Consider the following 22,423-nt stretch of genomic DNA (forward strand, 5'->3'; position numbering starts at 1 on the left):
AACACCCGGAGGCAGCTCCGGTACAAATCGCGGGAATACGGAAGCCTTGTTTCAGCGGCCGGATATCCAGTTAATCATGTACAGACAACGCCTACTTTTTAGATAGAAAGGGAATGAACTCACATGCCGAAGCCTAAAAAAAGACGGGTAAGACCGTGGCGGATGCTGATTGTCGCGATTGTGTTCGCCCTAATCTGCACCGCAGGCTATTTTGCTTACAGCATATACAGCTTCGCCGATAACATTAACAATAAAGACGAGATCGGCAATTTCGATCCGATCTACCAGGGAGACGACTATAAACCTCCTGTCTGGGAGGGAACCGGGCGTGTGAACGTGCTGCTGCTCGGCGCGGATTCCAGAGGTGTGGAGAACGGGGAGCCGCCGCGCTCCGATACGCTTATGATCGCCTCCATCGATCCCGTGACCAAAAAAGCCTCCCTGATGTCGATCCTCCGGGACACCTGGGTCAAAATCCCCGGCAACGAGGAAGGCCGCATCAACTCGGCCTTTACGATCGGGGGGCCGAATCTGGCGATGAAAACCGTCAGCGAGCTGACCGGGATTCCGATCCAGTACTACTTGTACACGGATTTCAAAGGCTTTATCGCCCTCGTGGACGCCATCGGCGGAATCGATCTCGAAGTCGAGAAGGACATGAAGTACACGGACGCCGCGGACGGGCACGTATTCGATATTAATTTGAAAAAGGGCATGCAGCATCTGGACGGCCAGACCGCTCTGCAGTACGTGCGGTTCCGTCACGACGCCCAGTCCGACTACGCCCGAACGGAACGCCAGCGCAAATTTTTGACGGCCGTAGCCGATAAAATGCAGACCACGCAGTCTATAATCAAGCTTCCGTCCATTTTGAAAAAAATGGAGCCTTACATTCATACGAACCTGTCGGTCGGCGATATGCTCAAGCTCGGCTCGCTTGCTTTCGATGCCAGGGCCAAGGGAATCCAGAGCATCCAGCTGCCTCCCGAAAATCTGCTCATCGAGCGGAGAATCGGCGGCGCACAGGTACTCTCCGTCGATAAAACGAAGCTCAAACGCTATCTGGACGATGTGTTCGAGGGCATGGCGGACGTTCCCGGAGCAGGAACAGGAACCGGCACGGGTACCGGCTCAAGTTCGGGCAGCAGCTCGTCCGGCGGCGGTTCAGGAAGCACGACTTCCGGAAACTCCGGCACCACCAAGAACTCCAGGCAGTAAAAGCTTTCTAACGTGACCGTCTCCTCCAGGGAGACGGCACGTTATTTTTCTTCCCGGCCTCCGCCATTCGGTGTTAGGCTATAGAGAACACGATCCCACTACATAAACAAAGGAGTTACCAAGCCATGAATCATACACGTTCCGAAAAGCTCCATGAAGAAGCGCTCCAGCACATTGTCGGCGGAGTCAACAGCCCTTCCCGTTCGTTCAAAGCGGTCGGAGGCGGCGCTCCCGTATTTATGAAACGTGCGGAAGGGGCCTACTTCTGGGATGAGGACGATAACCGATACATCGACTATCTCGCCGCGTACGGGCCGATTATTACGGGGCACGCCCATCCGCATGTCACCGAGGCAATCTGCCGCGCCGCCCGCAACGGCACGCTCTACGGCACTCCGACGGAGCTTGAAATCACCTTCGCCCGGATGCTGAAGGAAGCCATTCCGTCGCTGGACAAAGTCCGCTTCGTCAACTCCGGCACGGAAGCCGTCATGACGACCATCCGCGTGGCGAGGGCTTACACCGGCCGCACGAAGATCATCAAATTCGCCGGGTGCTACCACGGCCATTCCGATCTCGTGCTCGTCGCGGCCGGCTCCGGCCCATCCACGCTGGGGACGCCCGACAGCGCCGGCGTGCCCGCTTCCATCGCGCAGGAAGTCATCACCGTGCCGTTCAACGATATCCCGGCACTGGAAGAAGCCCTGGCGCGCTGGGGCGACGACATCGCCGCGGTGATGGTCGAGCCCATCGTCGGCAACTTCGGCATGGTGATGCCGAAGCCGGGCTTCCTCGAAGGGCTCTGCGCCGCCGCGCGCGCAAACGGCTCCCTCGTCATCTACGACGAGGTAATTACCGCGTTCCGTTTCCATTACGGAACGACGCAAACCTACGCGGGCCTGAACAGCCGGCCCGAGGAGATCGAGCCCGACCTTACGGCGCTCGGCAAAATCATCGGCGGCGGACTGCCGATCGGCGCTTACGGCGGCCGTAAGGAAGTGATGGAGCAGGTCGCTCCGCTCGGACCTGCGTACCAGGCCGGCACGATGGCGGGCAACCCCGCCTCCATCTCCGCCGGCATCGCCTGCCTCGAGGTGCTGAGGCAGCCCGGCACGTACGAGCGCCTCGAGCAGCTCGGCGCTAAGCTGGCGGACGGCCTCCGCGAATCGGCCTCCCGCCACGGCGTCGCGCTGACCGTGAACCGCATCGCCGGCGCGATCTCGACGCACTTCTGCGACCATCCGGTCACGAACTACGACGAGGCGCAGGATACGGACGGCGAGCGGTTCGGCCGCTTCTTCCGGCTCATGCTGGAGCGCGGCATCAACCTCGCGCCGTCGAAGTACGAGGCGTGGTTCCTGACCACCGCGCACACCGACGAAGACGTGGCGCGCACGCTGCAGGCGGCCGACGAGGCCTTCCGCCTGCTGGGCTGAAGCTTCGGGGCGGAAGAGGCGTTCTTACGGCGTCTCCACGCAGCCCTGTCCCCGTCTCTTGTCCGTCGCATTTGTGATGCCGGTGTAGGCCCGAGCTTCGTATCCGCGTGCACGAAAAGCCGGACATCGGCTCAAGCGGCCGCTCCATTCGCGCCGTAAGCGCCGCCTTACGCCCGCTGAGGTGCGCACCGCAGCGAGAGGCCCAGCCTTTGCCGTTCACAGAGACCGCTTCGCTTGCGCAGCCTGCCCCCATACCAAAAGCTCCCGCTCTGCTTAGGCAGACGGGAGCTTTTTTGCATGGTCACCCTCGGTTCTTCTGGTGCTTGTAGGTCGGTATGCGCAGCAGCACGGCGGTGCCGATTCCGGGGCGGCTTGCCAGCGAGACGCCATATTTTTTGCCGAAATGAAGCTTGATCCGCTGGTCCACATTGCGGATGCCGTAACCGGATTCCACCTCAGCCAGAGGATCGAAAAGCTTGCGGAACCGGTCCTGCGGGATACCGTTGCCGTCATCGATGATTTTCAGATGAATATCGTCGCCGATGATTTCCCCGCTGATCCGGATGTGAATGTGATCGCCGCACCAGGCGTGCTGGAGCGCATTTTCGATAAAAGGCTGCACGATGAGCTTCACCGTATCGTACCGGTTCACTTCCGGCTGGATATCGAAGAGGACCTCCATGCGGTCGCCGTACTTGATCGATTGAATGTCCACGTAAGCCTGAACCTGTTCCAGCTCCTTGCTCAGCGGGATGAAGGTGCGTCCGTCATTGAGGGTCAGCCGGTAAAATTTGGCCAGTCCGATCACCATCCGGTGAAGCTTGTCGATATCGCCGAACCGGGCCAGACGGCTGATGGACGACAAGGTGTTATACAGAAAATGCGGGTTGATCTGCGCCTGCAGCGACTCCAGCTCCGCCTCTTTTTTCTGGAGATTCGTGAGATAGACTTCCCGGATGAGCCCTTCCGTGTGCTGCCCCATATCGTTCAGCGCGGCCGCAATCTGGGCAAATTCGTCCCGTCCTTCGTACGCCATCCGCTTGCGGAATTCCCCTTCCCTGAACGCGTGCAGGACGGAGACGATTTTGGTCACCCTTTTGGAGAAGAACCGCGAAAACATCCAGCCCACGAAAAAAATGACCAGAACGGAAATCAGACACACGATCGCCGTCAGCATCCGCACTTTGTCCGCATCCTGCTCCATGATCGCGGTAGGAACGAGCGAAACAACGCTCCAGTCCAGTCCTTCAAGAGGCTGGCGCAGTACGAGATGATTTTTAGTCCACGATTCATCCCATGTCTTGCCTGTCATGTTCGTATCGGCCGCCGACGAGTAAAGGATGTCTCCCTGGGGACCGACGATATAGATGGCGCTGCCTTCCCCGACTTTCGTATAATCCACGCTTTCAAAAAGATCCTGCAGATGGGCGGTAACCCGGATGAAGCCGATCTCCCTCAGCTCCACCCCGTTGGTCGTATCCACGATTCTGCGCAGCAGAGAAAGCCGGCCGAAGCGGGCGTCGTCCTCGATCTGCCGCCACTGCATCGTCGTTCCGTAGCGCTCGGGCGGAAAGCTCTTATACCAGTCCGCTCCCTCGATCCGGTTCATATGGTAGAGCTCATACAGCTTCCCTACCGTCATAAGGGGATCGATATTCTCGTGATTGTAGTACACTTCCGGCAGGGTTTCATTGTGCAGATAGACGGATAGCCACAGCCTAAGGCTGCTCGATTGAATAGTCTGCATCATTTTGGGAAGGAGGTAAGTCGTCGTCGCGTCGTAGCTTACCCAGCCCTCTTCGTAATGCTTTAAATGTTTGGCCAGCGTCGTATCCCCGTAAATCATATTCGTCAGACGTCTCGTATCCTCGATTTTGTACTGGATATTGTCTCTGATCTGTCTCATCGTGCCCTGCACGCTGCTCTCCGCCTGCTCACGCACCGACTTCACCAAAGTAGAAACCGCGAACGAGCCTACAATGATCACCGGCACGAGAATGCAGAGCGCGTACGAAAGCATGAGCTTATAGCCGAACGGAACGAACCGCCGGCGCCCTTCCGGTTTCATCCGTTCCGGCTCCTTTCCTGCATCCGGGGCGCATCCCCGCCGTTAGTGGCTTCTTCTGAACTGCATGGGGGTCATACCGAACGTTTCCTTGAACTGCCGGCTGAAATAAGGCAGATATCTGTAGCCGATCCTGTCCGCCACCTCGTAAATCTTAAGCGTGGGATCTCCCAGAAGCTCCTTCGCCTTCTCCATCCGCAGAGCAATCACGTAATCGCTGAAATTTTGGCCGGTTTCTTCTTTGAAGACATGGCCGAGATAGTTGGGGGAAAAAGAAAAACGGTCCGCCACGTCACGCAGTGTCACATTCTCCTGGAGCCGTTCCTTGATGTACTCCATCATATCGCGGATCAGCTTGCGGTTCTTGCTCTGATTTCCCATGTTCAACTTCTCCGAAATTTCGAAAAGCATGCGTCGCATCCAGCTCCGTATGTCCTCGATGGTTTCGAATTGCAGCAGGATGTCAAGGTTTTGCAGCTCCATCCCCAGCAGCGTGAACAACTGCTCGTTTCTCGTCTGGAGATAGCCGTCCAGCTTGACGATCAGGTATGTGGCGAAGTTATGGATCGTAAAACGCGACCGCAGACAAACCGCCACGTTAAACAGCCGATCGATTTCATCATGAATGCCGACCAGGTCATACTGGACCATCGCGGTGAACAGAGCGTCGAGCCGGAATTCAAGCTGCTTGGCGTCGGCGATTTCTTCCTTCGGAATTTCGCGGGCCTCTATAATCTTCGCTTTGCCGTAGAACATCTTGGCATCGAGTGCGGCGAGCGCCTCACGGTAAGACTCCTGCAGAGACGCCGGATCGCCAGCCGGGTTGCCGAGCCCGATCGTAATCGTAAAAGGAAAATGCTCTTTGACGTAAGCGATCACTTCCTGAAGCTCTTTGATCCCCTTCTCATCGGCCGTAACCAGCAGGCCCAGGCGCTGCTTCGTAATCCGGCACATATGGGTGATTCCGCGCGGCCGGCACAAATCCATGATTTGTCCGCCGAAATCGTTAAGCATATCCTGGCGTTCCTTGGCCGTATACGGATTCAGCTTCCACGACAGATCGTCGGTTTCCAAAACCGCGGCCCGGATGGGATACCGGATCGGTTCCAGACCTTCCTCGGTCAACAAGTCATCGAGTTCCTGCCGGCCTGCCGTGCCTTCCAGCAAACGAAACACATATTCATTGTGCACAATCGGTCTCATCTGCTCGAAGGCCCGTTCCGTTTTGCGGCGCTTTTGTTCGCGGTTGAGATCCCCGATAATCGTTTCCAGCGATTGGATCAGTTCGTTATCATCCATGGGCTTTAACACATAACTGCACGCTTTCAAGGAAAGCGCTTCCTTAACATAGCCGAAATCCTGATGCCCGCTGACGAAAATAACCCGCAGTCCCGTATGCCGCTCCAGCGCCTTACGGGCCAGCTCCAGACCGGTCATGCTCGGCATTCGTACGTCCGTCACGAGGATATCGACCTTCTCCTGTTCCATAACCCTTACGGCATCGAAGCCGTTATTGACGGCCCCGACCACATGAAGACCGAGACGCTCCCAAGGGATGAAAGTCTGCATGCCCTCCAGGTCCAATATTTCATCATCTGCCAGCAGCACGTTATACATGTGGTTCTCCTTTCCCGGCGAATAGCAAAAGAGGTATACCCCAAGTATACCTCTTCTGCCCGCCTAGGCGGCATTAAATTTCCAATCAACTTCTTATTTGCCGATTTTTTTCTTGTTTTCCTGCCAGCGTTCCGTTTGGTATTTCAGCAGTTTGGCGTATCCGGCAGCCTGAGCGTCTTTCTCCGCTTTATCCATGATGGATGTCACTTCCGCATCGCTTTTCGCGAAGAGAGCTTTCGCGCGGGATTCGGTGAAGATATCCTTAACCCGCTGCTGTACCATACCTTCTTCCGTGTTGGAAGGCGGATCGAGATTTACGAACTCCGTACGGTTAAATACGGTTTTCCATGCCACTTGCGTCTGGTTTCGTGTTTCCCAGCTTTGCTTTTCAGGAGGAAGCTTCAGCTCGATATCCGTCTTCGCCGTATCGATGTAGGTCGTATTGCCGACCCATTGCAGGTTGACGAGAGAATCCATCAGCTTGGCGCGTCCGGTTGCGTCGCTGTAGTATTTATCCGTGAATTTAGGTGTGCCTTTCTCGTCTACGCCCTTCCAGTATTCGCCTTCAGGACCCCAGAACATAACGCGCTGTCCTTCTTCTCCGGTCATCCAATCGAGGAAGGCAAAGATCGCTTCCGGATTTTTCGCGCTCTTCGTAATAACGTTTACGTTCCAGCCAAGTGTTGCGTAGTGGCCAGGGAATACTTTGGTTTTGTCCACGCCTTCTTTATGAACCGGCCAGATCATTTGGTAGCCAGGGTGGCTCGGATCCTTCGTTTGAAGAGCCGTCGTGCCTTTGGAGCCGAATTCCGTCACGCTGGAAGCCGCCATAACCGCAACTTTGCCGTTGTTCACTTTCTCGTCGATCTGGTCTTTCGTTTGAGTCAATACGTCTTGAGTAATCAATTTCTCACGGAAAAGCTTGCTTGAGTAAGTCAGAGACTCCCGGTAAACCGGATCCGCGAAGATCGATTTCAGCTCGTTGCCTTCCGGAACGGCACGCATGGAGATGTTCGTGACCGGATGATCGTTGGCGAAGCCCGGGTACATGATTTCAACGTTCTGCGCCTGCACGCCGGAATCGAACGGAGTCACGTCCGGATATTTCGCTTTCACTTGTTTCAGGTAAGCGTACAGATCATCGTAGGTTTCGAGCTTCGGTTCGCCCAGTTCTTTGTAAATTTTCAGGTTGATCATATAACCCGCGTTGCCTGCAGGACGCTGCGTATACCAGTTCGGGAACTGATAGAGCTTGCCGTCGCTGGAGCGCAGCATGTTGAGAGTCGCTTCTCCCGCCCACTTCTTCAGGTTAGGATATTTGTCGAGGTATTCGTCGAAAGACACCAGCATGCCTGCCGCACGCAGTTTCTCTACCTGGGCTCCGCGCTCCAGCCAGATGACATCCGGCAGCTCTTTGGAAGCCATCAGCGTATTGAACTTCTGCTCGGAGTTCCCGCCGTTAGGTACGCCCGTTACGTTGACTTTCTTATTTTCTTTTACCCATTTTGTAGCAAGATCCTGGCCCCACACCGGCATAGTGAACCAGTCGTAGTTGCCGTAGAAGCTGATATCCAACTGCTGCTCGCCGAACTTCACTCCGGTCGATTGAGTAGTACCTGGTTTGCCGGAATCCGAAGCAGCCGGTTTGCCGTCGCTGCTGCAGCCGCTAAGCACCGCGATGGAAGACAGCACGGTAATGAGCGTGAGCGAGACCCCTTTTTTCCATTTTGCCATTTGTGACACTCCCCTTATATCGATATTATAATCTATGTGGTCAATCGTGTTGCACGTGGTTGCGCTTACATTCCGTTCGAAAAGCGAAGATCTACTCCTTGAGGGAGCCGATCATAACGCCTTTGGAAAAATATTTCTGAACAAACGGATAGATGAGCATAACGGGCAGGGTAGAAACGACCATCGTGGCCATCGACAACGATTTGGTCGTAATCGACTGCATCTTGGACAGTTGGGTCAAAGCCGCAGAGTCGAGATTGGAAAGCTGCTCCGACATAATATTGGAGTTCAAAATTTGTCTCAGCAACGTTTGTACCGGGTACAAATCGGTGTTGTTCAGGTAGATGCTGGGCAGAAACCACTCGTTCCAGTGCTGAACCGCCGTGAACAGTCCCAGCGTGGCGATAACGGGCCCGGACAAAGGAAGCACGATCCGGAAAAAAATCGACCAGGTGCTGCAGCCGTCCAGCTTGGCGGCTTCTTCAAGCCCCGCCGGAATACTCCGGAAGAAAGTCATGAAGATAATCATGTTCCAGACGTTGATCAGTACCGGCAAGATCATGACCCAGAACGTATCCATCAGGCCGAGGCCCCGGATCAGCAGGAAGGACGGGATCAGGCCGCCGGTGAAATACATCGTGACCACGGCCATAACCATGTAATATTTACGGAAGACAAGATCGCGCCGGGACATCCCGTAGGCGAAGATGGAGGTCGCCAGAATGCCGAAAATGGTTCCCATCACCGTGCGGCTGATCGTAATCAGGAAGCCTTGAATGATCCTCTTGTCTTCAAAAACGATGTTGTAGTTTTCCAGTGTAAATTCACGCGGCCAGAAGGTGATACCGCCCATCATCGTGTCTTTCCCGCTGTTGAACGAAATGACCACCGAATTCCAGAACGGATACAGCGTAATGAAGGCCAGAAGTATCAGCAGCGTATAAATGACGACCGTCATGAAGCGGTCCCCAAAGCTTGCTCTCAACATGTTGTGCCCGCCTCTCTTTCTCCAGCTACCATAGACTTTGCCCCGTTCTGCGGGCAAGTAAGTTGGCGCCGCTCAGCAGAACAATACTGATCACCGCTTTAAACAATCCGACTGCCGTCGCGTAAGAGAACAACTGGTTCTGAATGCCGGTCCGGTATACGAACGTATCCAACACGTCCGAGTATTCACGAAGGACCGGATTCGCACTGAGCAGAAGAATATCTTCGTATCCGCCGTTGGCGCCCGCGTTCATCAGACTTCCGATAGCGAGAATGAGGAAAATGATGATGACCGGGAAAATGCAAGGCAATGTAATCAGATAGATTTGCTTAAAACGCGACGCTCCGTCGATCGAGGCGGATTCGTATAAAGCCGGATCGATTCCCGCGATAGCCGCCAAGTATACGATTGAGCCGAACCCGATATCTTTCCATATCCCCGTGGAGATCAGGATCGTCCAGAAATATTCCGGAATAGCCAGGAAGTTGATCGGCTCGTCGATCATGCTCAACTTCTGCATAGCGATGTTCAAACTTCCGTTGTCCGTGGACAGGAAGGACGTCACGAATCCCGCTACGACAACCCAGGATAAGAAGTGAGGCAGGTACGTGACCGTTTGTACGACGTTTTTGAAAAACTTGTTCCGGACCTCGTTCAGCATGAGGGCCAGTATAATAGGCGCCGGGAATGCGATCAAAAGCTTGAACAAGCTGATCATGATCGTGTTTCTCATGACCCTCGGAAAATCAGGAGACTCGAAAAACATTTTAAAATGCTTAAGCCCTACCCAAGGACTTCCGAAAAAACCGTTGAAAAGATCATAATCCTTAAATGCGGTCAACACTCCGTACATCGGAATGTAATGGAAGATAAGAAGAAAAACAATCCCTGGCAGTACCATGAGCTGAATATCCCACTGTTTGAAAAAACGCTTCCATATCGACGGGCTTTTCGCCTCTTTACTTACGCTGGTTTCTACTGCAACTTGTGCCATTGTCTCCCCCCTTTCCGGCCTTAGCCGATAGACTAATTGTATACGCTTTCGCTTTGTCCGCCCATTTGACGGAACAACGAAAATTAATACTATTCAATGCAATTCACATTGATTTGTATAAAAATGCAAAAAAAGCAGAGGGCGTTCTGCCCTTCTGCTCTTTTTCCGCTCGAGATTTTCCGCTGCGTTAATTACTTAAAAAAGACCGCCTACAAGGCGCACAGTTCGATCTCGAAGCCGAGGTCCTCCAGCATCCGGTGGTCTTCGCCGGCTTCCTGGCCTCCCGTGGTCAGATAATCCCCCAGGAAAATGGAGTTCGCCGCATACAGGCCCAGAGGCTGCAGCGATTTCAGATTCACTTCCCGGCCGCCTGCGATGCGAATTTCCTTCGACGGGCAAATCAACCGCATGAGCGCGAGAATTTTGAGGCACTGGCGGGGGTTCAGGCTCCGCCGGTCCGCCAGCGGCGTGCCGGGAATCGGGTTCAGGAAGTTGACGGGAATGGAGTCGGCATCCAGCTCACGCAGCGCGAAAGCCATCTCCGCAAGCTCCTCGTCCGACTCGCCCATTCCCGCAATAATTCCGGAGCAGGGCGACATTCCGGCCTGCTTCGCCTGCTCTACCGTCCGGACCCGATCATCGTATGTATGCGTGGACGTAATTTTGGCGAAATGGGAAGCACTCGTGTTGAGATTGTGGTTGTAACGGTCCACCCCGGCTTCTTTCAGGCGCACAGCCTGCTCGTCCGATAAGATGCCCAGACAGGCGCAAATTTTCAGGGGCATTTCCCCTTTAATGGCCTGCACGGCTTCAATTACCTGATCCAGCTCACGGTTAGTCGGTCCTCTGCCGCTGGCCACGATGCAGTAGGTGCCCACCTTCATCTCCAGCGCTTTCCGCGCCCCCTCGATGAGAACATCCTTCTCCAGAAGCGGGTACTTGGTAATGGGAGCCTTGGACACGATGGATTGAGAGCAGTAGCCGCAGTCCTCGGGGCACAGTCCGCTTTTCGCGTTAATAATAAGATTGAGCTTAACCTTGCGTCCGTAGTAATGCTTGCGTACACGGAAAGCCGCCTGCATAAGAGGCAGCAGCTCATCGTCGTCGGCCCGGAGTACGGTCAGTGCCTCTTCCAGCTCGAGCTTCTCGCCCCGGAGCGCCTTGTCCGCGTAATGATCCCATCTCGCCAGGATTCCCGCTCCCGCCGCCGTTTGTAGTTCCTTATGCATGCTCAGCACATCCTTTCCTGCCAAAAAAAAGTTGAATAATCATCCGAATTTTACATGCCATAAATTTCGCCCGGCCATTAATTGTTAACCAAATAAAATAAATAAAGGTTTACAATCAGGTTTATTGTAACAGGATTTCCCCTACACGGGAAGTTATTTCCTGATTCCTAGGTAGTACAGACAAATCCGTCCCCTCTCATGGCTACAAAAAAAGAGCGCCTCCCCGAAGGGAAGTGCTCTTCCTGAAACGCCGGAACCCCGGCGGGTTAACTGCTTACCGATAGTTTTGGCGCAGCCATTCCCGGCTTGCCGCAATGCTTTCAAACGGCGGATTCTGGCATTCGTCCTGTTCGACGATGAACCACTTCGTGCCGATTTCTTCGGCGGCGGCCAGCACCGGCTTCAGGTCGACTTCGCCTGTGCCCAGCTCAACCGTGAGCAGCTTGCCGTCTTCCTTGCGCAGGTCTTTCACGTGAAGAAGCGGCGTTCTGCCCGCATACTGCTTCATAACCCCGATCGGATCGAAGCCGGCGTTATGAGCCCAGCACACATCCAATTCCACGAACAGTTCATTTTTCGGGAGCGCGGAGAAAAATGCGTCAAACATCGTCTGATCGCCGATTTTCTCTTCAAACTCGAACGAATGGTTATGATAGCCGAAGGCGATTCCGTGTTCCGCGAAACGTCGGCTGCTCTCCTTGAGAATGTCCACGATTTCACGGAAGCCTTCCTCGGTACGTTCAGGCGGAAACCAGCCGGGGCAGGCGACATACTTGCTGCCGATGGCCACGTTCATTTCGATTTCTTCATCCAGGTTTTCCTGAAGACGGTGAATGCCCACATGACTGCCGACCGAAGTCAGGTTCAGTTCTTTCAGAAGTTCACTCAATTCACGGGGAGAAAGTCCTCCGTAACCGGCAAATTCTACCCCTTCATACCCGAGCTCCGCCACTTTCCGCAAGGAGCCTCTGAAGTCTTTCTCCGTTTCCGAACGCAGGGTGTATAACTGCACGCCAATTCCGATCTTTGTCATCTACGATCACCTTTCCTCTGTCCTGGGTTATGGGGATGTCGGAAGGGAAACGCTTCCCTCCGCTAAAAAACCTCTCCTTCTATTGATACCATACCTCGTTTATAATGAGAATGAATGATCCACGCAGAACATGAACTATTTCGCTAAATTATCAAAAAGGAACGATGCCTCGTGACAGGAATTCAGGACCCGGCGTCAGCCGTTAAAGATGAGGTCCATATTTTGTCCGCCGGTTATTCGGTGCACCGCAAGCCTTTCGTCTCCAATCAGCGGGACGGAATCCAATACTATTTGCTGCGTCTTCAGACGGAAGGCACCTGCCAGGTTTGGCAGGAAGGCCGCTACGTAACCGCAGAGCCGGGCGATCTTCTGCTGTACCGTCCCGGAGACGCTTACGAGCTGCGCATCGGCAGCCAGCACGAGACTTTACCGCCGGACGCCGATACCGTATACAGCGGCGATTATTACCTGATGTGCAGCGGAAGCTGGATGGATGCCTGGTGGGAGCGCTTCAAGAGGCCCGGCATTATCCGGGTCGGCCTGGACGACAGCTGGCTGAACATCTGGCGGGAAATTTTCCGCGAACGCCGCCGACTGCACGATAACCTTCAGGAAATCGGCGATTATCTCGTTCGCGTGCTCTGCCTGTCGCTGGACCGCGTCATCGGCGATCTCGCGGATCTGGGATCGTTTCCCCAGAAGCCGCGCTTCTCTTACATGGTCCAGCGGATGAAAACGTACATCGAGCAGAATGCCTCGGAGGCCTTCACGCTCCAGGATCTGGCCGACCACGTCGGACTAAGCACCTCGCGCGCGGGTCACCTGTTCCGCGAGACGTTCGGCCAGTCCGTCATGGATTACGCCATCGAGGTGCGGATCTCGATGGCGTGCGAGCGCATCCGGTTCGGCGCGATGACGCTGGAACAGGCTGCGGAATCGTGCGGCTTCCACAGCTATTCGTATTTCCACCGCACCTTCCGGGCGCGGATGGGCCTCTCTCCCCGCGAGTACCGCGACGGCAAGCTCGGCAGCCTGGAGAAGCCTCAAGAACACGGCGTGACTTGAGCCGCGGGAAGGCGCTCCGACTTGAGGCCGGGCCTGCGGCCTTGCGGCGAGATGCAGCAGCTGAGGCGCTGAAGCCGGAGCGTTGGTCGGTGCCGGCGCTGCAACGGAACGCTTATGTCGAGCGTGGGCGCAGTTGAAGCACTGCAGATAAGGCGCAGCCGAAAGGCAAACTAGTGACGACGCTCAGCAATGCTCGTGGCTGCATCTAGGCTCCGGCCTATACCAGCAGCTTGTTTTCTCTGCCGTACAGGTAGATACGGGCCGTACCTAAGCCGCCGTTCTCGCGCTGCTACCACACGCAGCTAGGCATAACCGCTTCGGCTGTGCCGTACCGGCCGAAATAGCGGCCAAACCAAAACAGCCCTTGTCCTCTCCCGGACAAGGGCTGTTTTCCTGCTGCGCCGAAACGGCATTTTGTATCTCTCCATGCGGCAGCTTGAAGTATCGGCACCATAAGCCAGCGCCCACGGCGGAGGTCCCCTTGTGCATGCTCCTGCAGATGCACCATCAAGCCGCTCATCCGCACTGCTCCTACGCGGCGCGGACCCGCTTGCCTTCCCCGAACGGCTTCGCCGACGGCTAAGGAGCGACTTTAACCGCTTTGACCCAACTGACGTCTTTGCCCCATTTTTTCTCGTGGTACGAGAAAAGAATATAGGTGCGGCCGTCTTTGGGGTCGGTGCCCGAATCGGCTCCGGCTCCGGCATCCTTGGCGTAATAGCGTACTTTCGCCGGGAAAGACTCGCCGGTGTAGACGAACCCGCCGGACATGCCCGCCTTCTTCGCTTCTTCTTCGTTTGTCGACGCGCCCGTAAGCCGCCCGATCATTTCCATCGCACGCGGCATCGTCACGGTATCGGCGCCGAAGGCGTAGCTCTCCGGCTTCTGACCTTTGGCGAGCGCGTCAGGCGCGGGCTCCCAAGCGGCCACGGTGCCGTTCTGAACGTAAGGATACACCTTATAGCTGTATCCTTCCTGCTTCAGCGCTTTACCACCGGTGCTCTCCAGCTCTACCTCGACCACCGTAGCGTACGCCGCGGCGGCGGATGCCTGGGACGGCACCTCCGCAGGCTTCTCCGCCGCAGGCACGATTCGGGCGCGGAGCTTAACGTCCTCGGGCGCCAGCGTCGGATCTATGTTGAAACGGATCACCGCGTATATCCCGGCAGCCAGGCACAACAAAATGAGCCCGATCAGCCATTTTCTTCTATTCATCCGTTCCCCTCCGTTTCTCTCTTTGTCCATGTTACTTCCTCCGCACAAAAAAAACAAACCCCGAAGTATCCTTCGGGGCCTCGGGCCTAAGCCTTCGCATTTCCTTGCGTCCCGGTACCTAAGCAGGTTCCGGCAGCGCCTCAAGTAACAAGTCCGAAAAGCCTATAAACCTGTAGCGCCGGCCTGCTGAAGCTCATTTTGCAGCTCATCGTGAATGAGACCGTTTGTCGCCATCACATTGCGTACGCCAAGCGTATAAGGCTGTCCCGCCGTATCGGTTACACGACCACCCGACTCCTGGACGAGCAGCGCGCCCGCCGCTATATCCCAGGCATTCAGCCCGATTTCGTAAAAGCCCGACAGACGGCCCGCCGCCACGTAGGCCAAATGCAGCGCCGCCGAACCCGCATTGCGGAGATTGCGCACCTTCGGCATGAGAGCGTTGATACCGGCCAGGTTGATCGGCAGAGCGCCTTCGCGGTCGGCGGGGAAACCGGTTCCGACCAGACTTTCGGACAGCGCCGACTCACCCGATACGCTAAGCTTAGCGGCTTTCAGATAAGCACCCTTGCCTTTTTCTGCTACAAACAATTCGTCGCGCATGGGATCGTAGACCACGCCCACAATCACTTCGCCTTTGTAAGCAAGCGCAATGGACACGCTGAAGAACGGAAATCCATGTATAAAATTCGTCGTACCGTCGATAGGATCGACGATCCATAAGTATTCGGCATCGCTCACATTTTCCAGTGCGGCCGCCGACGCCTCGGGCCCCGGCTCCACGCCTTCCTCGCCAAGAAACGCATGATGGGGAAAATGCGTCAGAATCAGATTGCGGATCATTTTCTCCGATCCCTTGTCCACTTCCGTTACAAGATCGTGGGAGGAATACTTCACATCCACCCGGCGGATTTCACCCACCCGGCTCTTAATCCACTCGCCCGCCTTCGCGGCGGTATTGATGGCGACGGCCGTAAAGCTTTTGCCGCCGACACGGTAAGGTTCCTGATTTACAGTCGTCATTGGATATCACTCTTTTCTCTCGCAATCTAGTATAGTTCTAGTATAGTAAATGAAACGAATTCCGTGCCACATCGTTTCACCCAAATTTCCTCGTAGGATCTGCCAAAAAAATAAACCCGCACGCGCGGCGCATTCATCCACCGGTCAATTTCCCTGCCCGCGAAGCCTTCTCGCAACCCGCGATGCCAGACGGAACCCCCGTGACAGGGCCGGAAAAGCCGTCATGATCCGGCCCCGGATACGGAAGCCCGGCGAAAGCCTCGACGATACGCGACCGTCCCGGCTTATCGTCTCCAGCCGGGCCAGCACTTTGGCGGCGGGCACAGGCGGGTCGAAGCCGATATTCGCGTCGCCCTTGCAGAGCAGCGGGGCCCGCGGGCCTTCTCCTCCCCGCCGGATCAGGCGGTGGGCGATAAGTCCGCCCTCTTCCCCTTCGAAGAGGACGATATCGCCTCTCCGGAGATCCGCGGCCGCCACCGGCACGAACGTGCAGACGCTGCCCTCGCGGATCAGCGGCCGCATGCTCGTGCCGCGCGATGGAATCTCCACACGCCCTTTAAGCTCCAGGGCGCGCCGTACGACAAGCGCCTCCGCGCCGAGTCCTTCGCTTCCGCTGCGGCTGTGCGCTTCGCCGCCCATCAGACACCGGCCTTCCGGGGAGCGATGACATTCCAGAAGAGATCGTTCTTCTGGAAGAAAAGCTCGCGGACCGGTACCCGCTCCAGGAAGCGCATGCACAGCTGCATCACCGCGCGGGTCTCCTCGGCCCCCGTCGTCCAGAAGAAAACCTGGCTCATGACGATCGGCAGGGCGTCCGCCGCTTTCATCGGCTCCGTCCGGACTTCCTCCGACTGCCTGAGCACGTACATCCCTTCCAGCGGAGCGGCCGGAATGCCCTCGCCGATATCCCAGCGCGAATCGCTGCGGAAAGGCGAGTTGTACGCCAGCGCCCCGGCTCCGCCGCCCGGTCCCGCTTCGGGGAGGGCAATCACCGTCGCCTCGTCGCTGAGCAGGACACGCGGCCTGGACAGCAGCGCGGCCGTCGATTTGCCTGCTCCCGACGGACCGGCGAACAAGTAGCCCCTGCCGTCCTGAACGGCGCACGAAGAATGCATCAGCAGGCCCAGCCCGTTGCGGATGAGAAAAGCGCTGTAGACGTTCATCAGCGCATGCTTCAGCGCAAACTCGTCCTGAACCGCCAGAGAGGCCGCCGTAAGATCCTCGTCCGCTTCGATCCGGTAATCGGCCCGGGTGTAGATAACCTTGCCGCCGCGCTTCTCCACGGCAACGTCGAAATCGACAAACGGGACGCCGTAGCCGCCCTTTATGTTCAGCCGCAGACTCGGCTCTTCCCCGTCGTCCCCGAAGCCTCTATCAAATGATTCTCTCAACCACTCACCGAGTACCGGGGAGTCCGTTTCAATGCCGATCCGCTCATTTCCGATCCGGGTCAAAAAACGCGCCATGGAAAGTCCTCTCTTTTTGCAAAATAAGCTTGATTTTCATAAATTTTACCTGATATCGGACCGCTTCACAACATCAAAAAGCACAAAAACCCCACCAGCCGGCGCCACCTTCCCATTATCTCAAAGGTGTAACCGCCCAAAGGGGGGTTTTCATGTATGTATGGAGTTGCAAATTCGGAAGGACTATTCCTTGCAGGCAGCGCGGTTTTACGCGCCTACGATGTTGTAACCGCCGTCTACGTGAATAACTTCGCCGGTAATGCCGCGGGACAGATGGCTCATCAGGAACATGGCGGTATCGCCGACTTCCGCCGTTTCCGTCGTTTTGCGCAGCGGCGCTTTTTCTTCCACCTGATGCAGGATGGAGTTGAAATCTTTAATGCCCTTGGCTGCGAGGGTACGGATCGGACCGGCCGAAATGCCGTTCACACGGATACCGTGCTGGCCAAGATCGGCTGCCAGGTAACGTACGCTTGCTTCCAGCGCCGCTTTGGCCACGCCCATCACGTTGTAGTTGCGCATAACGCGTTCCGCGCCGAGGTAGGTCATCGTCATGATGCTGCCGCCCTCCGTCATAAGCGGATACATGTGCTTAGACACCGCAACCAGCGAGAATGCGCTGATATCCTGTGCCAGAGCGTAGCCGTCGCGGGACGTATCCACGAACATGCCTTCCAGCTCTTCCGTGCGTGCGAACGCGATGCTGTGCACCACTCCGTGCAGAACGCCGAACTCGCCTTTGAGCGTATCAGCCAGGCGTACGAGATCCTCGTCTACCGTTACGTTGCAGGGCAAAATAAGCGAATCCGGAATATTACCGGCCAATTTGCGTACACGCTCTTCCACACGCTCGCTCTCAAAAGTGAATGCGAGACGCGCGCCTTGAGCCGCCAAAGATTGCGCAATCGCCCAGGCAATGCTGCGGTCGTTGGCAACCCCCATAACCAGAATGTTCTTGCCGTTCAATAAACCCGATGTCGTCATTCGACAATCTCCTCTCGGTTCGAATTGGACAATCCTTCACTTTAACAAGGTACCCCATTTGACCGGCAAAGACAAGAAGAACACGGCAAAAACATGCAGCTTTACCGGATTAACGCGGAATTCTGGAGATTTTTATAGTTTTAAGCGGAAAAACACAGCCTATGTGGGTCATAATCTCGCAGAGTCCGATTCCCTTGCCTTCGTCGCATCCGGCACGTTCCTACGGAACGTTTATTTGCACGGAAGCCTCCGTAAGCACTTCTACGTCTTTTTCCTTCTCCAGATCCTTCATCAGACGGAAAAGGGCGGCATCCTTCATTTTGGCTTCAATCATAACGTCGAGCCGCGGAGTGCTTCCTGCGATGCCTCTGAAAAATTCCAGCAAAGGCCCAGCCTCCACATAATCCGCATGGCTCCGGATGTCTTTATCGTTCTTCGGGCTCGACACATGGATTTTGGGCGGCAGCGGCTGATCCCCGCTATCCGGAAGCGAGACGCAGAGCTGCCCTTCCCATGTCGCCTGTATCCGGGGCCACAGCTCCAGGATGTCCTCCCCCTCGTTATTCACTTGATGATGGTGGACATCGAGTACCATGGGCACTCCGACCTGCTCGCAGATTTCCAGCGTTTCGCGGGCAGTGAACGTTTTGTCGTCGTTTTCCAGAGTGAGACGGCGCCGGACGCTTTCGTTCAAATCGGCAAAATGAGCCAGAAACCGCTTGGCCGCTTTCGGTTTGTCTCCGTAAGTTCCGCCTACGTGAATGTTGAGCTTGGCGTCCTCTCCGAGTCCCATCGCCTCCAGCATCGCGGCATGCCGCTCAAGATCCGCGTAAGATTTGAGCAGGACATCTTTACGAGGGGTGCTGAGCACCGTGAAGTGATCGGGATGGAAGCTCGTCCGCATCCCGTGCAGCTTGGCGTAATCCCCCACCTCTTTAAATTCTTCGGCAAGAGCCGGAATAGGATCCCAGCCTCCCAGCATTTCATGGCCGAGCAGGGGAATCAGTTTGGACGAATAGCGGTAAACCTTGATATCGTAAGCGCGGTTATGCCTAAGCAGCCGCAGTGTATTGTGAAGGTTCTCGGCTCCTATTCTCTCCAGCTTGCGGACAGCCGCCTCCCGGTCGTTCAACTGGCCGAACAGCGTTGCCGTCATCGTCTTGGACGGGGACGCATTCTTCACTTCCGTGGACATCGCCACATACCCCAGGCGTACGATCATGGCCGTTGGTCACATCCTTGCTCCTGATTGGTCTTTATTGATAAGATGCCCAGAATAAAAGGCGCTACTATAATTATGAAGGTAAAATTTTAACGATCCGAAATTTCAGCGGCCCAAAACAAAAAGCAGCCGTTTTCTCAACCGGGGCCGAGATCAAAGCTGCTCTTCCTATTAAAGTATAAAATGGATGAAACGGGCCGGAACTTGTTTCGGTTCCTTGGAATCGGACGTTTTTTCTCCGATCCATAACGGTTGTCCGAAACGGTCCGCCTTTTATTTGCTCCCTTGTTCGCCGAAAAACATCTCGTCGGCCAGCGCGGTCTGCACGCGCGCCTCTTCCTCGGTCAGCTTGCGCACCAGATCCATCTCCACGAGGGTAACTTCATCCCCCTGAAAAGTGATTTCCGCAATGGAAGCGCTGATCTTCACGATAGCCACCGCCTCGTTGGCCGGCGAGTATGCGATTACTTTCTGGCCGGTCGGATACACGCGGAACCCGCTTTTGCGCATTTTACAGCGCCCGTATTCCAACAGCTCGTACAGTTCCTGCTCGGATTTGAATTTGCATACGGAATTAAATTCGGTCTGAAAGCCCATAGCACCCTCCCGGCTGATCGGAATAGTAGTCGTTTCCTAAAGCGCATGCGGGAAAGCCGCTCTCCGCCGTCGGCGTGAGCCTCCGGTTTCCCGGACCCGCGGGTTGTACCTGCGGACGGCAGTCTGCTTCCCCTGCATGCGAAATCGGTGTCCGGCAAAGCCGTTACTCCACCGTATATTTGATTTGCTGTTTGGCCGCGTGGCGTTCCAACGCAAGCCGGATGAGATCGTCCAGCAGCTCCGCGTAAGGTTTGCCGGATTCCTTCCAGAGAAGGGGATACATACTGAACGGGGTAAAGCCCGGCATGGTGTTGATTTCATTAATATAGATCTGCCCGTCCGTCCGGGTCAGGAAGAAATCGACCCGCGACAGGCCCGATCCGTCGATGGACTGGAACGCCTGGATGGCGAGTTCCTGAATCTGCGCGGCTGTTTCTTCCGGCAGATCCGCCGGAATGGCCATCGTCGATTTACCGTCGACGTATTTGGCCTTGTAGTCGTAAAACTCGCTGGAAGATACGATCTCGCCCGGAACGGAGGCCAGAGGCTCTTCGTTGCCGAGGATAGCGACTTCAATCTCCCGGGCGTCCACGAATTCTTCCACAATCACCTTCCGGTCAAACTGGAAGGCAACCTCCACCGCTTCGATCAGCTCCTGCCGGTTGCGGGCTTTGGAAATCCCTACGCTCGAACCCAGGTTGGCCGGCTTGATGAAGCACGGATAGCCGATGGAAATTTCGGTTTCCATCAGGAAGAACGGCTGGTCCTTCTCCCACTGAGAGCGGGTGAAGTGCCGGTACACGCACTGCGGGAGCCCCTCCTGCGCGAACATCTTCTTCATGGCGACTTTGTCCATTCCGACGGCCGAGGCGAGCACGCCCGCTCCCACATACGGAATGTTCGCCATCTCAAGCAGCCCCTGGATGGTGCCGTCCTCTCCGAAGGTACCGTGCAGCAGCGGCAGCACGACATCGACAGCTTCCGCCCGGGCTGCTTCACCCGCAGCGGCCACTTCGGACAGAACGCCGCCCGCCTGGCTCGTAAGGCCGGAGAAGAAAGGAGCCAGAGCCGCACCCGCCGCTTCGCTCTCTGAAGCGTCGAAAGCGAGCAGTTCCTTGCGCTCCACCTGGCCGTTCAGAGCCGCTCCCCGGCGCCACTCCCCCTGCTTTGTAATATAGAAAGGAGTAATTTCATATTTCGATACATCCAATGCTCCAATGACGGCATGCGCGGTTTGCAAAGATACCTCATGCTCCCCGGATTTACCGCCATAGATCAGTCCTATCCGCAATTTCCGGCTCATGTTTCCCCTCCGCCTGATTTCCATAATCTTTATTTATCCATCCATTTCATCCGAAACACGGACAAAGGCGTACCGGGTTTTATCCGTCCACGCGTACGAGTCCTTATAATCCCAGTAGCGGTGCTTGCTGCTGACGGTATGCGCATTAACGAGCGGCATGCCGCTCGCATCAAGTGCGGTTACGAACGTATTGTGCTGAAAACGTCCGTCCCCGTCCCAGTCATAGCTGATAAAATCGCCCGGCCTTAGTTCGGCGGCCGAGGAAACGAGCGTTCCGCTCAGCCCTCTGCGGGAAGCGGGTACGTAAAGCTGAAGAGCCTGGGCGACCGCCCAGCTGTAACTCCAGAGCTCGCGGCTGCCCTGCTTGCCCCCGTACCACCAGCCGGCGCCTCTTTTTCCAGTATAGTTCATCGGTGTCCCCCCTGCAAAGAGACATTGGGAGACGTAGCTTGTGCAATCCACTTCGAATTCAATAAAAGCCGGGTTGTACCGGTTCCACCAGGCGTCCGCATATTTGACCGCTTTGCCGCGGTCGTAAAGCTTCTTCCGGGTTTCAGGGTAAGTTCCGACATGGTTCAGTATACTATAATTCAGGTAGGGCTGCGACGAGGAGATTTCACCTTCGGGCGTGTAAACTCCTTCCTCGGCCAGCCAAGAGTATGGTTGTCTCGTTTTTTCCCGCTCACTCTCCCGGGCCGAAATCTGCACGATTTTCCAGCGCGCCCCCTTACGGATCAAGCCGACCCGTTCCCGGATGACGATGCCTTCCTTCCGCTCCCTGCCCCCTTGTTCGTAAAAAAACTGCCGCTGGCACTCGACATCCGCGGTAACGCCTTCCCCGTGTTCGTGCACATGCTGCAGCTTGAGCCGCATTTCCCCCCGCAGCGCCTTGACTCCGCGTTCTTTGCGGCTTTCGATCAGCCTGTTGTACCGGGCGTCAGTTTCCCGGCTGAACCGTTCGTCTTCCACAATGTTAGCCATCAATCCGGCCGACGCTTCCGTTTCCGCCGTATTGCGTGCGTGCAGATAATCGTACAGCGCTGTTTTCCAGGACATGCCTTTCCCTCCCGAGAGCCTACAGTCCGTTGCGGGGACCGGCCTTATACGCATGGATATTCGCTTAAATATATGAAAAATTTCAAATAAAAATGAGTCATTTTATTCTTTACGCGGCAGGGGGAACACGGTATACTAAGGATATAGCGAAATATGAAATTAAGTTTCATCAGATGAA

General features: G+C 55.8%; 20 protein-coding genes. 3 read left to right on the top strand and 17 right to left on the bottom strand.

Going from position 1 to position 22,423, the window contains the following annotated elements; all coding sequences use genetic code 11:
• The first annotated feature begins 123 nt into the window (after positions 1-123).
• Both AC58P5_RS20545 and AC58P5_RS20550 read left to right on the top strand, forming a co-directional pair.
• Positions 124-1,218, top strand: coding sequence for an LCP family protein (locus tag AC58P5_RS20545; protein ID WP_497389850.1), 1,095 nt, complete (start codon positions 124-126; stop codon positions 1,216-1,218).
• 125 nt (positions 1,219-1,343) lie between these two features.
• Positions 1,344-2,654: a glutamate-1-semialdehyde 2,1-aminomutase gene (locus tag AC58P5_RS20550; protein WP_497389852.1), complete on the top strand. Its 1,311-nt coding sequence runs from the start codon at positions 1,344-1,346 to the stop codon at positions 2,652-2,654.
• Between the two features lie 301 nt (positions 2,655-2,955).
• Here the strand turns inward: AC58P5_RS20550 and AC58P5_RS20555 are convergent, their stop codons facing one another.
• The 7 genes from AC58P5_RS20555 to AC58P5_RS20585 form a co-directional block, all read right to left on the bottom strand.
• Positions 2,956-4,722, bottom strand: a complete 1,767-nt coding sequence (locus AC58P5_RS20555) for a sensor histidine kinase (RefSeq protein ID WP_497389854.1) — start codon at positions 4,720-4,722, stop codon at positions 2,956-2,958.
• A gap of 42 nt (positions 4,723-4,764) precedes the next feature.
• The gene (locus tag AC58P5_RS20560; protein WP_497389856.1) at positions 4,765-6,336 is read right to left on the bottom strand and encodes a response regulator; all 1,572 of its coding nucleotides are present in this window, start codon (positions 6,334-6,336) and stop codon (positions 4,765-4,767) included.
• Between the two features lie 93 nt (positions 6,337-6,429).
• Positions 6,430-8,070 (bottom strand): extracellular solute-binding protein, encoded by a 1,641-nt coding sequence (locus AC58P5_RS20565; protein WP_497389858.1) that lies wholly within the window; start codon positions 8,068-8,070, stop codon positions 6,430-6,432.
• Between the two features lie 91 nt (positions 8,071-8,161).
• Entirely contained in the window at positions 8,162-9,058 is an 897-nt protein-coding gene (locus tag AC58P5_RS20570; protein ID WP_497389860.1) for a carbohydrate ABC transporter permease, read from the bottom strand.
• A gap of 25 nt (positions 9,059-9,083) precedes the next feature.
• A complete protein-coding gene (locus AC58P5_RS20575; protein WP_009676918.1) occupies positions 9,084-10,052 on the bottom strand; it encodes an ABC transporter permease in 969 nt (322 codons plus the stop codon).
• Positions 10,053-10,261: 209 nt separating this feature from the next.
• Positions 10,262-11,281 (bottom strand): biotin synthase BioB, encoded by a 1,020-nt coding sequence (gene bioB / locus AC58P5_RS20580; RefSeq protein WP_497389862.1) that lies wholly within the window; start codon positions 11,279-11,281, stop codon positions 10,262-10,264.
• Between the two features lie 274 nt (positions 11,282-11,555).
• The gene (locus AC58P5_RS20585; protein WP_497389864.1) at positions 11,556-12,314 is read right to left on the bottom strand and encodes a sugar phosphate isomerase/epimerase family protein; all 759 of its coding nucleotides are present in this window, start codon (positions 12,312-12,314) and stop codon (positions 11,556-11,558) included.
• Between the two features lie 171 nt (positions 12,315-12,485).
• Between AC58P5_RS20585 and AC58P5_RS20590 the strand changes: the two genes are divergently transcribed.
• On the top strand, positions 12,486-13,379 hold the full coding sequence (locus AC58P5_RS20590) for an AraC family transcriptional regulator (protein WP_497389866.1): 894 nt from the start codon (positions 12,486-12,488) through the stop codon (positions 13,377-13,379).
• A gap of 289 nt (positions 13,380-13,668) precedes the next feature.
• On the opposite strand, the gene AC58P5_RS20595 is transcribed toward AC58P5_RS20590, so the two are convergent.
• The 10 genes from AC58P5_RS20595 to AC58P5_RS20640 form a co-directional block, all read right to left on the bottom strand.
• Positions 13,669-13,899, bottom strand: coding sequence for a hypothetical protein (locus AC58P5_RS20595; RefSeq protein WP_497389868.1), 231 nt, complete (start codon positions 13,897-13,899; stop codon positions 13,669-13,671).
• A 59-nt stretch (positions 13,900-13,958) separates the two neighbouring features.
• Entirely contained in the window at positions 13,959-14,594 is a 636-nt protein-coding gene (locus tag AC58P5_RS20600; RefSeq protein WP_497389870.1) for a hypothetical protein, read from the bottom strand.
• Positions 14,595-14,756: 162 nt separating this feature from the next.
• Positions 14,757-15,617 (bottom strand): inositol monophosphatase family protein, encoded by an 861-nt coding sequence (locus AC58P5_RS20605; RefSeq protein ID WP_497389872.1) that lies wholly within the window; start codon positions 15,615-15,617, stop codon positions 14,757-14,759.
• A 144-nt stretch (positions 15,618-15,761) separates the two neighbouring features.
• Positions 15,762-16,256 carry a S24/S26 family peptidase gene (locus tag AC58P5_RS20610; protein WP_497389874.1) on the bottom strand — a complete coding sequence of 165 codons (495 nt, stop codon included), beginning with the start codon at positions 16,254-16,256 and terminating at the stop codon, positions 15,762-15,764.
• Entirely contained in the window at positions 16,256-17,083 is an 828-nt protein-coding gene (locus tag AC58P5_RS20615) for a hypothetical protein (RefSeq protein WP_497389876.1), read from the bottom strand. The genes AC58P5_RS20610 and AC58P5_RS20615 overlap by 1 nt, the downstream gene beginning before the upstream one ends.
• A gap of 207 nt (positions 17,084-17,290) precedes the next feature.
• A complete protein-coding gene (gene fabI / locus AC58P5_RS20620) occupies positions 17,291-18,067 on the bottom strand; it encodes an enoyl-ACP reductase FabI (RefSeq protein WP_497389878.1) in 777 nt (258 codons plus the stop codon).
• A gap of 220 nt (positions 18,068-18,287) precedes the next feature.
• Positions 18,288-19,289 (bottom strand): UV DNA damage repair endonuclease UvsE, encoded by a 1,002-nt coding sequence (gene uvsE, locus AC58P5_RS20625; RefSeq protein ID WP_497389880.1) that lies wholly within the window; start codon positions 19,287-19,289, stop codon positions 18,288-18,290.
• A 273-nt stretch (positions 19,290-19,562) separates the two neighbouring features.
• Positions 19,563-19,886, bottom strand: a complete 324-nt coding sequence (locus AC58P5_RS20630; RefSeq protein ID WP_042234930.1) for a hypothetical protein — start codon at positions 19,884-19,886, stop codon at positions 19,563-19,565.
• Between the two features lie 163 nt (positions 19,887-20,049).
• The gene (locus AC58P5_RS20635) at positions 20,050-21,189 is read right to left on the bottom strand and encodes a D-alanine--D-alanine ligase (protein ID WP_497389882.1); all 1,140 of its coding nucleotides are present in this window, start codon (positions 21,187-21,189) and stop codon (positions 20,050-20,052) included.
• Between the two features lie 33 nt (positions 21,190-21,222).
• Positions 21,223-22,245: an amidase domain-containing protein gene (locus AC58P5_RS20640; RefSeq protein WP_497389884.1), complete on the bottom strand. Its 1,023-nt coding sequence runs from the start codon at positions 22,243-22,245 to the stop codon at positions 21,223-21,225.
• Between the last annotated feature and the right edge of the window lie 178 nt (positions 22,246-22,423).

Source organism: Paenibacillus sp. JT31N7, assembly GCF_059692095.1.